Source organism: Paenibacillus sp. OK003 (assembly GCF_900109515.1).
GTDB lineage: Bacteria > Bacillota > Bacilli > Paenibacillales > Paenibacillaceae > Paenibacillus > Paenibacillus marchantiae.
The window spans coordinates 154,927-170,137 of record NZ_FOBD01000006.1 but is presented as its reverse complement, the minus strand read 5'-3'; the positions used below and the strand labels follow the sequence as shown (position 1 = coordinate 170,137).

Sequence of the window (15,211 nt, the reverse complement as noted above, 5' to 3'; positions counted from 1 at the left end):
AAGTCTGACAAAGCAATCCTTCCTCAAGGAACACCTTACGTGAGAATTATTGTGTTACCCCTCGATATAAACACCGATGGCTTTGCCTCCAGCTTCAATGCGTTGCATCGAATCATTCGTTCCGAAAGTAACTTCGGTAACGAGCACATTCTCACGCAGTACATGATCGAAAGCCTTTATCGCTTCTTGTAAAGCAGCGTCCACATCCAGCGTCAAACGTACTCTTTTCTCAATCGGCAGATCCAGCTTCTTCCGTGTATCTTGAACTGCACGAATGACTTCACGAACCCAGCCTTCCTGTTCGAGTTCTGCTGTGATCTCCGTATTGAGAGCTACTGTCAGACTATAGCCGGATGCCGAGGCAAAACCGGATTTGGCTTGTTTCTCCACCAACAGTTCTTCACCCGTCACTTGCAGCTCTTCGCCTTCCGGAGAAACGATGTTCAGAACATCTTCTGTCACCACTTTACGCGTCTCATCTGCTGACATTCCCTTGAAGAAATTCTGCAGGAAGCCTACGTTTTTACCGTATTTTTTACCCGCCACTTTCAGGTTCAATTTCAAAGTGAAATCAACGAAATCGGCATCATCATGCTCGGTACGAATCGTTTTGACATTGATCTCATCCTTGATGATCTCTTCATAACTTGCCAGATCGAAGCCTTTATCCAGGGAAACGATCAGTTCGGACAACGGTTGACGTGTCTTGATGCCTGTTTCGTTACGAACGTTACGAGCAAGTTCAACGATTCGGCGTGCTGTCTCCATATCCTGCTCCAGATTCAAGTCAATCAGCGTTTCATTGGCAACCGGATAATCATCCATATGCACACTCTCACCAGTAGTCAGGTTCAGATAGATATCTTCTGCAAGCATTGGCGTGAATGGAGCCACGAGCTTGGCAGTAGTCACCAGCACCTCGGTAAGTGTACGGTAAGCATCCAGTTTGTCCTCTGTCAATCCGCTACCCCAGAAACGGTCACGGGAACGACGGATGTACCAGTTACTAAGCTCATCTACAAACACTTCAATGGCTTTGGAAGAGTTCAGATAGTCATTAACAGCCAACGCTTTTTCTACAACGAGAATCAGACTGTTCAGTCTTGACAAAATCCAGCGGTCCAGGTTGTGTGAAGACAACTTGAACGGATGCTCTTGTGGGTCAAATCCATCAATCGTAGCATACAGCGTCAGGAATGCATGGGTGTTGACCAGCGTATCCACCATTTTGGATTTCGCTTCGCCCACGATGCCTTTGGAGAAACGTTTGCTGTTCCACGGTGCGCTGTCAGACAGCAAAGCCCAGCGGAATGCATCTGTACCGTATTCTTCGATAACTTCCCAAGGATCGATAACGTTGCCTTTGGATTTGGACATCTTCTGTCCGTTCTCATCAAGGACGTGGCCTGTGGCCATAACCGCTTTGTAAGGCGCTTTGCCTGTCAAAAGTGTAGACACGGCCAGTAGGCTGTAGAACCAGCCACGTGTCTGGTCAATTCCTTCACAGATCATGTCTGCCGGATATTGCTGTTCGAATATTTCTTTATTTTCAAATGGATAGTGCTGCTGGGCAAACGGCATGGAGCCGCTGTCGAACCAGACATCGATCACTTCCGGTGTACGTTTCATTTCATATTTGCCACAAGAGCTCATGATTTTGACGTCATCTACATACGGCTTATGGAGCTCCAGATTCTCAGGTACGTCGCCAATGGCACGGGCACGCAGTTCAGCGATGCTATGCGGAGCGAATTGTTCACCTGTCTCTTCACATACCCAGATGTTCAACGGTGTTCCCCAGTAACGCTCACGGCTGATATTCCAGTCCACAAGATCTTCAAGGAACTTCCCGAATCGTCCATCACGGACGTGGCCTGGGTACCAGTCCACTTCACTGTTATTGGCGATCAGCTGATCCTTGATTGCTGTCGTTTGGATAAACCAGCTGTCCATTGCATAGTACAGAAGTGGTGTATCACAACGCCAGCAGAACGGATAGCTGTGCTCATATTTTTCTTTGCTGAACAAACGTCCTTTTTCCGACAAGTATCTTACGATATCAATATCGCAGTCCTTAACAAAACGTCCGGCAAAATCAGTTACCTGCGGCACAAACTTACCTTCCAGGTCCACCATGTTCACAAAGCTGATGCCATGCTCACGACATACACGATAGTCATCTTCACCATGTGCTGGTGCCATGTGTACAATCCCTGTACCACTTGCATCGGTTACAAAACCTGCACCCAGGATGATGTTTGCTTTCTCAGCCTGTACGTAATTAAACGGAGGATCATACGTCTTGCCAACCAAGTCAGAACCTTTCAGGGCACCGATGACTTCATATTCACCTTTGGCGTCCTTCATGACTTTCTCAACAAGATTAGTCGCCATGATGTACACTTCGTTGTCCTGACGAACACGGGAGTAGTCCATATCCGGGTTCACGGCAAGCGCAACGTGTGAAGGCAATGTCCAAGGGGTCGTCGTCCAGGCAAGCACGAATTCGCCGCTGTCATTCAGCTTAAATTTGGCTGTAGCACTGAGGTCTTTCACGTCTTTATACCCTTGCGCTACCTCATGGGAGCTAAGTGTAGTCTGACAAGACGGACAGTAAGGACTCACGCGGTGACCGCGATACAGCAGACCTTTTTCATGAATCGTCGCCAGAATGTTCCACACACTTTCGATGTAATTGTTGTCGAGTGTGATATACGGATTATTCATGTCGGTCCAGTAGCCGATACCTTCGGTCAGATCGCGCCATTGTTGTTCGTATTCGAACACGCTCGCTTTACATTCGTTAATGAATTTCTCCACACCATAATCTTCGATTTCCCACTTGTGGGAGATGCCCAGCTTTTTCTGAACACCCAGTTCTACAGGCAGACCGTGTGTATCCCAGCCTGCTTTACGAACGACGCGGTAACCCTTCATCGTGTTATAACGTCCCACGAAATCCTTGATTACCCGTCCCAGTACGTGACCGATATGCGGTTTACCGTTGGCTGTAGGCGGTCCCTCGTAAAATACGAAATTCGGCTTGCCTTCCCGATTTTCGATGGATCTTTTGAATGTATTCTCGGTTTTCCATTTGTTTAACACACGTAGTTCTCTGGCACGTGCTTTCTCTTTGACGTCAACTCGTTGCATGATAATCTTCCTTTCGAGATATAGTTGTGGACCGTCCACAAAAAGCGTTTCAATCCCCCTAAATCCCCCTTACCAAGGGGGACCCCATAGGCGCTCCGCCCTCTGGACACCCGGAAAGGGTTGTCTTGTGCGGGAACTGCGGCGGCGTTGGCGAGGGTGTGTATGGTGGAGTCGGCCCTCATGCGGCTGTCCCCTTCGGGAACGCCGCAGGGCCTTACCGCGAGAAGGGAGTTGCCGGACGCTTCGCTCTTCCGGCGGCTGGCTCTCTTCTTGAGGCACCTTCGGGCCTCATGGGCGTTCGCCTTGGCGAAACCCCGGTGCCGGACACTTCGCTCCTCCGGCGGTTGGCTCTCTCCCTGAGGCACCTTCGGGCCTCATGGGCGTTCGCCTTGGCGAAACCTCGGTGCCGGACACTTCGCTCCTCCGGCGGTTGGCTCTCTCCCTGAGGCACCTTCGGGCCTCATGGGCGTTCGCCTTGGCGAAACCTCGGTGCCGGACACTTCGCTCCTCCGGCGGTTGGCTCTCTCCCTGAGGCACCTTCGGGCCTCATGGGCGTTCGCCTTGGCGAAACCCCGGTGCCGGACGCTTCGCTCCTCCGGCAGGCTGGCTCTCTCCTTGAGGCACCTTCGGGCCTCATGCACGTTCGCTACTTTTTTTGGACACAAAAAAACCTCATCCCTGGAAAGGGACGAGGTTGTGCTCGCGTTACCACCCTAATTCTGTTCATCACAAACCACATCCAATATAAATTGGGTATGCTCTGTCATCAACAGCGCTTATGCCCCGCTTAACTACAGCAGGGTGCCGATATAACGTTCGGCTCACGGTTTCGCTTACACACGGCCAATCCTTCACCGCTTCAGCGTCACTTCTCCGGGGAGATATTCGGCTATAACTCATCCATTGGCTTGCACCAAACGCCAACTCTCTGAGGGATGAGATCATAACGTACTGAACCCGTCATGGAATCACTATTCATTATGAATATAGTTATAGCCTCTTTACAGGCAAAAGTCAACCAGGCGGATAGACTAATAAATTTCCTTCATTTCCCGCTCACGGTCACGGACTTCCTGCTCCCGGCTCTCCAGCGCTTCCCAACCATCCTGAGTCAACAATTCAAGCTGTGCTTCCACAAGTGTACGGAAACGAGCACGATAGATAGACGCCTGCTTTTTCAGCTCTTCTACTTCCAAAGCAATTTTGCGTGATTTAGACAAAGATTCGTTTACGATCCGGTCCGCATTTTTCTCGGCTTCCTTCACGATCAACTGTGCTTCTTTTTTCGCATTGTTCTTCACATCATCCGCAGCTTCCTGCGCAATGATGATCGTTTTGCTCAGCGTCTCTTCAATCGTTGCAAAATGATCAAGCTTCTCCTGAACGGACAGCAACTGATTGCTCAGCTCTTTGTTTTCGCGAATGACGCCTTCGTAATCTTTGATGACTTGATCCAGGAATTCATTGACCTCATCCTCGTCATACCCGCGCAAACGTCGGGAAAATTCCTTGTTGTGTATGTCCAGCGGCGTTAATGGCATGCTGTCCACCTCCTGTAAAAGTTCCTTCCCGGACTGAGAAGGTTTGCAGCATATGGGTTCCACCCAAGGGGCCGTATATGTGATGCCTAATCCTGGCACTAACACGGAATGCAGGATCAGACTCTGATCCTTTGGCGGTCCTATCAACCTTTGCACTTTAATGTATATCGGAAACACCGAATGTTTTTTGCACCTTTACCTTAAACATTTCGACAAGAAAGCGGGTTTTCCTGCAACACTCTTAGGCAAATTTGCCGATTTTTACGCGGCAGCGTCCCTTTTTGGTCAACCCATCCTGTTCCATCACCTTGAATCGACCAAATCCTTGAATGGATACCACATCTCCCGCTTTTAGCGCTTTGGACGGATCTTCCTCCACTTTCCAATTCACCCGACAGCGGCCAGCCTTGATCGGAACGAGAACTTTACTGCGGCTAAGCCGATACACATCTGCACAGATGCCATCCAAACGCAGGGAAGCCACGGTAATGTCCATCGTCTCCAGTTTGCTCTCGGACCATTTCAGCTGATCCAGTGCCAACAACTCCGTAAACACATGTACCCGGTGCACCTGATTCAGTTGAAGCGATAAAAAAGCGCCGGTTTCCGACGCCACCACAGTATGGCACCCGTCCTCCAGCACTTGAATATCACCGATCTTGCCACGTTTCATGCCAAGCCCGAGCAGGGCACCCATATAGTCCCCATGCTCCAGCTCTTTGATTTTCTGATCGTCAGACGTAATGCTCATCACCTGCATACCCATATCTTCATCGTCCAGATATCGATAATCCGGTGCAATCAGCGCACGCTTACGTTCAGCTGTTTCATAACCACCATCCAGACGAATCTGTACATCATCTCGACGGTTCACAAGCGTTTGTAAAATAAAGGCCTGTCTGGGATCAAGAAAGTCAGTTAGCTTCATGTCATGATACTTACCTGCACGTTCAACCCAGTCTGAAGCTTTATCCACAAAATCCCGCTCGTCATGACTAAAATGCTCGTAAATTTCACCGCTCATCTATGTTCACCCTACCTTAATATACAAAGTATCGGAGGATGGAGATCAGCCCATTAAGCGCGAGTTGAAGAACGATCAACGCCACAATCGGTGAAATATCCAACACACCGAACAAAGGCGGAATAAATCGGCGGAAAGGTCTTAAATATGGTTCTACAAACTTACCTAGCCATTCACCGATGAAGCTCTCCCGTGCGTTGGGAAGCCATGACATCAATATGTAGACAATGACCATGTAAAAGTAAATCTGGTATAACGTGTACAACACGCTTTCAATCTGATACAAAAGTGGCTCACCTCATTCTGTTATAATCTTGCTCGCTGTCAGCCAGTATTTCCGTAATTGATCCTTGAATTTCAACCGTATCTGGCGTACAGAGAAAAATGTTGCCGCCAATTTTTGAAATACCGCCTCCCAGTGCATACACTGTGCCACTCAAGAAATCAATGACGCGAAGTGCTTGATCCTGACGCACCCGCTGCAGGTTAACTACAACTGTACGATGGGAGCGCAGATGGTCAGCAATCTCTTGTGCTTCGTCATAAGAACGCGGTTCATAAAGGACGACTTTAACATTTTTCTGGGAATGAATGCTCACCACATTATTACCCCTTTGGTTTCTACGTTTGTCTAGACTTGAGGTTTCAGCTTCCTGCTGATCAGGATCATGTTCCTCTTGTGCCGCCATACGCTCACGTTCCACAATCTCTTCCTCTTCCTGAAGCCCGAGGAAATTCATAAACTTATTCATTACGCCCATTGCGAACCCTCCTCTTTTCCTACGAGAATCGATCCAAGCCGAACCCAGGTTGCCCCTTCTTCAATCGCCACTTCAAAATCATTGGACATGCCCATCGACAACTCGGTCAATGGCTCCGCTGTCAAAGCTTGTCCATTCAAATGGTCTCTAAGCTCACGCAGTCCGCGAAATACGGGACGTGTAAGCTCCGGATCTTCCTCATGGGGTGCCATGGTCATCAGGCCGATGACCTTCAGGTTGTTGAACGAACTGATTTCACGCAAAAAGGAACTCGCCTGTTCAGGCTGCAAGCCATACTTGCTTTCTTCACCCGAAATATTCACCTGCAATAGTGTTTCCACCTGGATGCCAAGAGACGCCGCCTTTTTATCCAACTCCTTGGCCAGGGACAAACGATCCAGTGAATGTATGTAACGGAATTTACCGATGACGTCCTTCACCTTATTCGTCTGTAAATGACCGATAAAATGCCAGGTTCCCTGCTGACCGAATGCTTCCCATTTTGCTTGTGCATCCTGCCAGCGGTTTTCGCCAATATGCTCAAGACCGTGGTCCAGCACAGCTCCCGTTGTTTCAAGTGAGACGTATTTCGTGACAGCAATCACATTCACATCTTCACGTTGACGGCCACTGCGCTGACACGCGGCTTCGATCTTCTGATTTACCAGTTGTATACGCTCCTCCAATGACACAGAGGGTCACCTCTCTTCCAGCCCAATCCAGCTCGCCATTCTCCCGGTAATGCCATTTTCTTTACGATACGAGAAAAATAGCTCGGGATTGCAGCTTGTACACCAAGTTGTACATTCGATATGATCCGGCAATATTCCTGCTTTCATCATAATGTGTCGATTGCATTCTTTCAAGTTTAACATCGTTTTGCCATTTGTGGCAGGCCGATATACTTGATTAGATGCAGAGTTCTTGTATTCATCATTACCCGAGGAGTGGTCCAACCAAACCCGTACATGCTGCATAACCGCTTCATCCACTTCATAACAGCAATCCCCAATGGAGGGACCTATTGCAGCATGGATATCCTGTCTGCGACTTCCGTATTCCTGCTCCATCTTTTCGACCATCGATTCGGCTATACCGGCAACAGTACCTTTCCATCCGGCATGAGCAAGCCCCACCGCTTGTTGTACGGGGTCATAGAAATAAAGGGGTACACAATCTGCATAAAAGGAAGTCAGCAGCACACCAGGCACATTGGTGACCAAACCATCCGTATCCTGTAATGCAGACTGTCGATCCAGCAAACCTTTACCCCGCTCTTCAGCAGTGATTACAGCGACATGTTTACCATGTACCTGTTCTCCACAAGTCCAGGATTCCAAAGGGAAACCCAGCTTTTCAGCCACAAGTTTGCGATTACTCAGCACGTTAGCCGGATCATCACCCACATGATAGGCACAGTTTAGACTGGCGTAAGGTGTGCTTCCAACACCACCCTGCCTTGTCGTAAAACCGGCTTTCATATGCTTAAACTGCAATTTCCACGGCTCCACATATAATAACAACGGGTCAGGACCCCAATTTGAGTTCTGGCTTCCCGACCGTATTTCCTTATCCAAAATAAACGGTTCCATCTTCTCACCTCACAACTTCCAGTGTACCAAATGAACCCCGTTCTGTCTCGGTTATATCGTTCGACGCTGGTTCCGATTCAACCGTTCAATACGTTCCACCCGGTCCACCCGGCCGTTCTGCTCGTCATACAAGCGGGCTTCACGGTCACGCTCATCATAGTTATTTTCCTTTATTTCATCCATTTTAACCAAAATGACATCCGAACCGATCTTCACAATGTTTCTCCAAGGGATGATTAGATCCGTTCCCCCGCCGAATAGCCCCATAAAACGGCTGTAACCTGGCACAACAATCGCTTCAATTCGTCCCTGCTTCAGATCCAGCTCCAAATCGCTAATCTGACCCAGACGTTTGCCATCCGTAATGTTAATCACATCTTTGGTTTGAAAATCTGAAATTTTCATCCCGCTACCGACCGGTTCACCTGTGTTCACTTTCATTTGTTCCCGCCCCCCGATTAATCCGCTTCTGCCCATTCTCCGCTTCTATACAATATATGTTTCATACGCGAAAAATGTCCTCTTTTTCGAAGGAAACACAATGGAACGATTCAAGAACGATTCATAATTCTTCTGATGTCGAAATCCAAAAAGCAAAAAGACGATCATAGGAATATTTCTTCCTTTGATCGCCTTCTCGCTAACCCCTTGTTACGACTTCACATGTTTCTGCATTTGTTGTATCGCTGATTTCTCCAGACGGGATACCTGCGCCTGGGAAATGCCAATTTCATCAGCCACTTCCATCTGGGTTTTCCCTTCGAAAAATCGCATGGACAGAATCATTTTTTCCCTTTGACCGAGACGGTGCATCGCTTCACGCAATGCAATTTCCTCAATCCAGGACACATCCTTGTTTTTGTCATCACTGATCTGATCCATCACATAGATCGGATCTCCACCATCATGATAGATCGGTTCGAATAGCGAAACCGGGTCCTGAATGGCATCCAATGCAAAAACCACATCTTCCTTCGGTACATTCAGTACCTCAGAAATTTCGAATATCGTCGGTTCACGGGAATTTTTATTCGTCAGGCTGTCACGCACCTGAAGTGCTTTATAAGCAATGTCCCGCAAGGAGCGAGATACCCGAATGGGATTATTATCGCGCAGGTATCGACGGATTTCACCGATAATCATCGGCACCGCGTAGGTTGAAAATTTGACATTCTGGGATAAATCAAAATTATCAATGGCTTTCATCAGGCCGATACATCCAACCTGGAACAGATCATCGACAAACTCTCCCCGATTGTTAAAGCGCTGAATGACACTGAGCACCAGGCGCAGGTTGCCATTCACTAATTTCTCTCTTGCTGAGCGATCATGGTGTTGCTGTAGGGAATGAAACAATTCCCGCATTTCTATGTTGGTGAGGACAGGCAATTTTGCGGTGTCCACGCCACAAATCTCGACTTTATTTCGGGTCATCGTGACTTACCTCCCAAGGAGAAACATTAATGTACATTATCTCCGGGGCAGGCTATTTTATTCGCACTTGGCATCCTTGCCATTAATACCCATTATGAAAAATGCTCCTGTTCAGACCATCTTGTTGAACTCCTTGCGGAGTCTTTTAATGATTCTTTTTTCGAGACGAGAGATATAGGATTGGGAGATTCCAAGCAGATCAGCGACATCTTTTTGTGTCTTTTCCTCCCCATCCGTCAAGCCAAAACGAAGCTCCATAATCATTCGCTCACGCTCGGTTAATTTTTCCAATGCTTTATGCAAAAGCTTCCGGTCTACCTGTTCTTCGATATTCCGATAGATTGTATCGTTCTCTGTACCGAGTACATCGGATAATAATAGTTCATTTCCATCCCAATCAATATTGAGTGGTTCATCAAAAGAAACTTCTGTACGAATTTTACTGTTACGTCTCAGGTACATCAAAATTTCATTTTCGATACAACGGGAAGCATAGGTTGCCAGTTTAATTTTCTTTTCCGGGTCAAATGTATTAACGGCTTTAATCAACCCGATCGCACCGATGGAGACCAAATCCTCGATATTGATACCTGTATTTTCGAATTTGCGTGCGATGTATACCACCAGTCGCAGGTTCCGTTCAATCAGCATGGCACGGATAGCGGAATCCCCTGAAGACAACTTTTGCAACAAAAATTCTTCTTCTTCACGTGTTAATGGGGGCGGTAGCGCCTCACTGCCTCCGATATAATAAATCTCTTCACTTTTCAAACCAAGCAGAAATAATAAACGATAGTACTGCAGCTGCGCCACCAGTTTCCATTTTACAAGCATGTACGTTCCTCCTATACCACATTCAGCGGCTTTTCTGTTGCTCCCGCAGAGATAGCCGTAGACTGCGCAGAAGCAGCGTCTTGCACAAGCTCAGGGTGAATCACGGCCTGGTATTTTCCATCGGATGACAGTACGCCCCCGTCCAACCCTATTAATACCTTTGTCGTCTCATAACACATCTCATCCATCGTTACCTTCACCCGGTCTGGCTTCATCGCCAGCATAAACGCAGTTCCTTTGTTAATGCCTCGATAGGGTACAAGCCTTAAACGATCCTGCCAGTGGAAATCCTCCTGATCGAGCTCCATGATAAGGTTGTCCGGCGCCTCATCCTTCAACCTGCCCTTCCATGCAGCAGGCAGCATGTCTTGCCATAACGATACCTCCATTACCATGACGGGCATACGTGAAAGAGGGTCTGTGAGTTGATTTCCTGTATCCAGAAGGCCTGTACAAGAAATAGTCACATCATCAATAAAAACCTCCACTTTACCCAAGTACGTTGTCATTCGGTCTGTTTTTCGTTTCGAGCTCTGCACGGCTTTGAATAGAAAAAGCACGGCAAAAAAGACGACAAACGTGAACCAAAAGGCAATTTTCAAATCAAAAGACATTCCACCTGATGCCGTAAACCAAATGCCGTTGAACAATTCCCCAGAGCTTTGCAGCATGTAGTGCACACCCAGAATTCCCCCTGCGGCGACAAAATTGATTACATAGAAGGTACCCAAGGTCCTCATAAATGCCTGAAGACCCTTAAACCCAAATGCAATACTCAGCATCACCAGAGACAATCCAAACTTGATCAAAAAGGTGAACATAAAATCAAACTCCGGTACAAACATCATGACTACGTACAGCGCACCCACGATCGCGGACAGCAACCATCTCCACCAGACCAGCTTCGTTTTTCGCATCCAGGCCGTCAGTCCGATGAGTGCACCGTCAATACACAGGTTCGTCAAAAAAATAAGATCCACATATACAACCACATTCTTCACCTGCCTGCGCGCAACATATCGAAATAACGTTATCCCGATATTCATGAGCATATTCACAAGTATAAGGAGCTCACTTTTCAAAGTCTGTCTAATCATGGGGGGATCGTTCCAACTTTTTTTGTCGGAATTGCTCAAACCCGTTGTTCAGAATTTGTTCAATACGATGTGATAGGATAATAAAAAACAAAAAGACCCGGTTACTCCTATCAGGAGTACCGGGTCTTCATTGAAATCTATTGGAGTATTAATCGTTGTTATTATTGCGTGAACGATTGCGCAAAAATGTCGGAATATCCAGCTGATCATTGCTCGGCTGATTTCCGAAAGGACGCAGGTTCGGCGAACGGTTATCCGCAGGCTCACTTGCTGGAGCAGGTTTGCGTCCAGGTGGAGGCGAAGCAGGCTTGTCCTCAAATCCGGTCGCGATAACTGTAACCTTGATCTCCTCTTTCAGATCCTCATCAATGATGGCACCAAAGATCATGTTCACTTCCGGATCGGAAGCTGAAGTAACAATCTCAGCTGCTTCATTGACTTCATACAGGGACAGGTTAATGCCACCCGTAATGTTCATGATGACACCACGTGCACCTTCGATGGACGTTTCCAGCAAAGGACTCATGATGGCTTTACGAGCTGCTTCAGCTGCACGGTTCTCGCCAGTCGATTCACCGATACCCATCAGCGCAGATCCACGCTCGTGCATGATCGTTTTGACGTCTGCAAAGTCAAGGTTGATCAGACCCGGTACAGCGATCAAGTCAGAGATACCTTGTACCGCTTGACGCAATACATTATCTGCTTGACGAAACGCTTCAAGCATTGGGGTCTTTTTGTCTACAATCTCAAGCAAACGATCATTTGGAATGACGATCAGCGTGTCCACTTTTTCCTTGAGAGCTTCAATACCTTGCTCTGCATGGCTGGAACGTTTACGTCCTTCAAATGTGAACGGGCGTGTTACAACACCCACGGTAAGTGCGCCGCACTCTTTGGCGATTTCGGCAATAACCGGAGCCGCACCTGTACCCGTACCGCCGCCCATACCCGCTGTAACAAATACCATGTCTGCACCTTTCAAGGTGTTCATGATCAAGTCGCGGGATTCTTCCGCTGCTTTTTTACCTACATCCGGGTTGGCGCCAGCGCCAAGACCACGGGTTAATTTATCACCGATTTGCAATTTATGCTCGGATTTCGCGAGGTGCAACGCCTGAGCGTCCGTATTTACCGTAATAAATTCTACACCTTGTACACCGTTTTCGATCATACGGTTGACTGCATTGCTTCCGCCGCCGCCTACACCGATGACTTTAATTTGAGCCAAGCTCTCCATCTCGAAATCAAATTCCAACATATTATTCCATCTCCCCCTCAATGTGCATGGATGGCCCGTCCAATTTTTGATTGAACCGAATCAATTTCATATATCGACGAACGAAAGCGTTTATTTTAGAACCAGCGCATTCAAACGGCTTCAAGAATTGTATGAAATGGATTCAACCTGTTATATAAATTCGCTGAACATATTTTTCAGCCGTTCGAACAGACCTGGTTTTTGCTCCGATTCCTGGGCCGCATTCGGCTTAGGACGGTTGGTCGGTTTTTTGTTATTATTGTTGTTGTTATTTCCACCGCCGTTGTTGATCGAGGGACGAATACGCAAACTGCGGATTACACTGTGCAAAATGCCGACTCCGCTCGTGAAGCCAGGGTCACGCACACCGATATAATCCGGCACCGCAACTCGTACCGAAGCAGCAAGCTCATGCTGAGCTACCTGCAGAACACCCGGCATAGAGACCGTACCTCCCGTTAGTATATAACCTCCAGGAAGATCATTGTAACCAAGACGCTTCACTTCTTGAGAAATCATCTGGAATATTTCCTGAACCCTCGGTTCAATAATAGCCGCCAGATCCTCTTGAGAGAATTCCTTGTCTACGTTGCTGCCGATCCGTGTTACTTTGAACATGACATCCGCAGCAGCATCATCCAGCCATGCGCAGCCATATTTCAGTTTCACCTTTTCGGCTTGATCTGTTAATGTACGCAGACCATAGGCAATGTCATTCGTTACGAACTCCCCGCCGATAGGCAGCGTTGAAGTTGCAACGAGACTGTCTTCTTCAAAGATGGCAATGGTAGTAGCCCCTGCTCCAATATCAACAAGCACGGAACCCATCGTTTTTTCATCCTTGGACAATGCCAACTGACCTGCTCCAAGTGACATAAGTACCAAATCACTTACTTTGAGACCCGCTTTTTCCACGCAGCGCAAAAGATTATGTATCGCGGTTTTTGCACCCGTAATGATGGTCGCCTCTACTTCCAGACGAACACCAATCATACCGCGGGGGTCCTGTATGCCCTCCAAGCCATCAACAACGTACTGCTTGGCTACAACATCAATAATTTCCCGTTCCGGTGGAACCGCAATCACTTCGGCTGCTTTCAACACCCGCTCCATGTCTTCTTCTCCGATTTCACGATCCTCGTTAGACACTGCCACGACGCCGTGACTGCTCATCAGTCCGATATGATTTCCCGAGATTCCAACATATACTTCGGATATTTGAATACCCACCATACGTTCTGCATGATCCACTGCATTGCGGATCGATTGCACCGTCTGATCGATATCTACGATTACACCTTTGCGAATTCCCTCCGAGTCGGCAGATCCAACTCCAATAATATTAAAGGTTCCATTATTCATTTCCCCAATAATAGCGCGAATTTTGGATGTACCGATGTCCAAACTAACAATGATGTCATTGTTGCTCAAGTCTGTGGCACCTCCTGACTCCAAATAGTAAAATACGTTCGGGTTTAAACACTCTTAAAACATATTCAACACACTTTAGGCTTTCCCTCTTTTTTCTACAATTTTTTTGGGTGCCAAGATCTGGTTGAGAGACATAAAACCTTGAAGAAAAAAGAAGGAGGCAACTCAGGTGCCATAAGTTCAAGTGTATCATTTTTTCTTCGTCTCAGAAAGAACAACTTTCACTGGATAAAAGGGGCTAAACCCCGATCCCGCCTGGTTTTGAATACAGCTCAACCGAATAAAGGCGAAAATCAGGGAGTTGCTCCTGGTTCAGCATCTTCTTCCGGGTTATCCGGAATGAAAGGTACGTACGTGTCGGCCTCCAGCATCGTGATTTTCCCTGGCCGTTCCGTCTCAATGACCTGGTTGAGATACTCTACCTTATCGGACAATAGAGAAACGGTTGTAATCACTTCAAACTGTGACTTGGTATACATCCGAATCTGATCTGGGAATGATGGTGTAGGATTCGGAATAATCTCTGATATATCCGTTGTTAGTTCATTCGGGATCTTGGCCAACGCTTCACTGAGCTTGGCCTTGAGCGGGTCATCCGCCTTCCACTGGGTCAAAATCGGTTTCTCTACGGCTACCCCAATGGTGGCAGGAACCGTTAAGCTTGTCCCGCTTGCCAGTATGGCTTTTAGCGTACCGTCAGAACCAAGTTCATACGCAACCGTTGGATATTCCTGAACCTTGATAAGAATAGTCCCAGGGAATTGTTTATCCACAGTTACGGTCGATATAGCCTTGATCGTTTTCAGTCGCTCAATCACCTCAGCCGAGGTTGTCCCAAAAAACTGTTCGCCTTCCTTCAGACCGCTTTTCTCCAGCAGTTCTGAAGTCGTTGTGTATACATTACCCGTAATCTCAATTGCCGAAATCCGACTCATCGAAGAACGAAAAAAAAGTACAGCAAGTAATACAATAAAAAGGAGTAAGAGAATTAAAACAATTTTACGGCTTGTGTTTCGTTTGGGCCGATTCTTCTTCAGAACCGGAATTTGACTTTTAGGCATAGGTCGCGCTCCACAAAGCCTC

The 15,211-nt window shown here is 47.4% G+C and carries 14 protein-coding genes and 1 other annotated feature; all 14 genes read right to left on the bottom strand.

Annotated elements, in window-relative coordinates; genetic code table 11:
• Positions 1 to 54: 54 nt before the first annotated feature.
• On the bottom strand, positions 55 to 3,153 hold the full coding sequence (gene ileS, locus BMW94_RS10975; protein ID WP_090998221.1) for an isoleucine--tRNA ligase: 3,099 nt from the start codon (positions 3,151 to 3,153) through the stop codon (positions 55 to 57).
• A 681-nt stretch (positions 3,154 to 3,834) separates the two neighbouring features.
• Positions 3,835 to 4,126 (bottom strand) — a binding site (T-box leader).
• Between the two features lie 58 nt (positions 4,127 to 4,184).
• Entirely contained in the window at positions 4,185 to 4,694 is a 510-nt protein-coding gene (locus BMW94_RS10970; protein ID WP_063566974.1) for a DivIVA domain-containing protein, read from the bottom strand.
• A gap of 241 nt (positions 4,695 to 4,935) precedes the next feature.
• Positions 4,936 to 5,718, bottom strand: coding sequence for a YlmH family RNA-binding protein (locus BMW94_RS10965; protein ID WP_063566975.1), 783 nt, complete (start codon positions 5,716 to 5,718; stop codon positions 4,936 to 4,938).
• 16 nt (positions 5,719 to 5,734) lie between these two features.
• Positions 5,735 to 5,995, bottom strand: coding sequence for a YggT family protein (locus BMW94_RS10960; protein WP_090810047.1), 261 nt, complete (start codon positions 5,993 to 5,995; stop codon positions 5,735 to 5,737).
• A 16-nt stretch (positions 5,996 to 6,011) separates the two neighbouring features.
• Entirely contained in the window at positions 6,012 to 6,479 is a 468-nt protein-coding gene (locus tag BMW94_RS10955; RefSeq protein ID WP_063566976.1) for a cell division protein SepF, read from the bottom strand.
• Complete coding sequence (locus tag BMW94_RS10950; protein WP_072734481.1) at positions 6,470 to 7,171, bottom strand: YggS family pyridoxal phosphate-dependent enzyme; 702 nt, start codon at positions 7,169 to 7,171, stop codon at positions 6,470 to 6,472. Before BMW94_RS10950 ends, BMW94_RS10955 begins: the two co-directional genes overlap by 10 nt.
• 6 nt (positions 7,172 to 7,177) lie before the next feature.
• Positions 7,178 to 8,071 carry a peptidoglycan editing factor PgeF gene (pgeF, locus tag BMW94_RS10945; protein WP_072734482.1) on the bottom strand — a complete coding sequence of 298 codons (894 nt, stop codon included), beginning with the start codon at positions 8,069 to 8,071 and terminating at the stop codon, positions 7,178 to 7,180.
• A 51-nt stretch (positions 8,072 to 8,122) separates the two neighbouring features.
• On the bottom strand, positions 8,123 to 8,476 hold the full coding sequence (locus BMW94_RS10940; protein WP_090998490.1) for a YlmC/YmxH family sporulation protein: 354 nt from the start codon (positions 8,474 to 8,476) through the stop codon (positions 8,123 to 8,125).
• 246 nt (positions 8,477 to 8,722) lie between these two features.
• Positions 8,723 to 9,505, bottom strand: coding sequence for an RNA polymerase sporulation sigma factor SigG (gene sigG, locus BMW94_RS10935; protein ID WP_063566979.1), 783 nt, complete (start codon positions 9,503 to 9,505; stop codon positions 8,723 to 8,725).
• Between the two features lie 111 nt (positions 9,506 to 9,616).
• The gene (gene sigE / locus BMW94_RS10930; RefSeq protein ID WP_017687308.1) at positions 9,617 to 10,339 is read right to left on the bottom strand and encodes an RNA polymerase sporulation sigma factor SigE; all 723 of its coding nucleotides are present in this window, start codon (positions 10,337 to 10,339) and stop codon (positions 9,617 to 9,619) included.
• An 11-nt stretch (positions 10,340 to 10,350) separates the two neighbouring features.
• Complete coding sequence (gene spoIIGA / locus BMW94_RS10925) at positions 10,351 to 11,331, bottom strand: sigma-E processing peptidase SpoIIGA (RefSeq protein ID WP_063567038.1); 981 nt, start codon at positions 11,329 to 11,331, stop codon at positions 10,351 to 10,353.
• Between the two features lie 253 nt (positions 11,332 to 11,584).
• Positions 11,585 to 12,697: a cell division protein FtsZ gene (ftsZ, locus tag BMW94_RS10920; RefSeq protein ID WP_063566980.1), complete on the bottom strand. Its 1,113-nt coding sequence runs from the start codon at positions 12,695 to 12,697 to the stop codon at positions 11,585 to 11,587.
• A 150-nt stretch (positions 12,698 to 12,847) separates the two neighbouring features.
• On the bottom strand, positions 12,848 to 14,128 hold the full coding sequence (ftsA, locus tag BMW94_RS10915; RefSeq protein ID WP_090998219.1) for a cell division protein FtsA: 1,281 nt from the start codon (positions 14,126 to 14,128) through the stop codon (positions 12,848 to 12,850).
• Positions 14,129 to 14,421: 293 nt separating this feature from the next.
• A complete protein-coding gene (locus BMW94_RS10910) occupies positions 14,422 to 15,189 on the bottom strand; it encodes a cell division protein FtsQ/DivIB (protein ID WP_090998216.1) in 768 nt (255 codons plus the stop codon).
• Positions 15,190 to 15,211 lie beyond the last annotated feature (22 nt).

Excerpts from the sequence above, each read along its gene's own strand:
- BMW94_RS10940 (WP_090998490.1), bottom strand. The coding sequence starts at position 8,476 with ATGAAAATTTCAGATTTTCAAACCAAAGATGTGATTAACATTACGGAT.
- sigG (WP_063566979.1), bottom strand. The coding sequence starts at position 9,505 with ATGACCCGAAATAAAGTCGAGATTTGTGGCGTGGACACCGCAAAATTG.
- BMW94_RS10910 (WP_090998216.1), bottom strand. The coding sequence starts at position 15,189 with ATGCCTAAAAGTCAAATTCCGGTTCTGAAGAAGAATCGGCCCAAACGA.
- sigE (WP_017687308.1), bottom strand. The coding sequence starts at position 10,339 with ATGCTTGTAAAATGGAAACTGGTGGCGCAGCTGCAGTACTATCGTTTA.
- ileS (WP_090998221.1), bottom strand. The coding sequence starts at position 3,153 with ATGCAACGAGTTGACGTCAAAGAGAAAGCACGTGCCAGAGAACTACGT.
- ftsZ (WP_063566980.1), bottom strand. The coding sequence starts at position 12,697 with ATGTTGGAATTTGATTTCGAGATGGAGAGCTTGGCTCAAATTAAAGTC.
- BMW94_RS10955 (WP_063566976.1), bottom strand. The coding sequence starts at position 6,479 with ATGGGCGTAATGAATAAGTTTATGAATTTCCTCGGGCTTCAGGAAGAG.
- BMW94_RS10965 (WP_063566975.1), bottom strand. The coding sequence starts at position 5,718 with ATGAGCGGTGAAATTTACGAGCATTTTAGTCATGACGAGCGGGATTTT.
- BMW94_RS10970 (WP_063566974.1), bottom strand. The coding sequence starts at position 4,694 with ATGCCATTAACGCCGCTGGACATACACAACAAGGAATTTTCCCGACGT.
- pgeF (WP_072734482.1), bottom strand. The coding sequence starts at position 8,071 with ATGGAACCGTTTATTTTGGATAAGGAAATACGGTCGGGAAGCCAGAAC.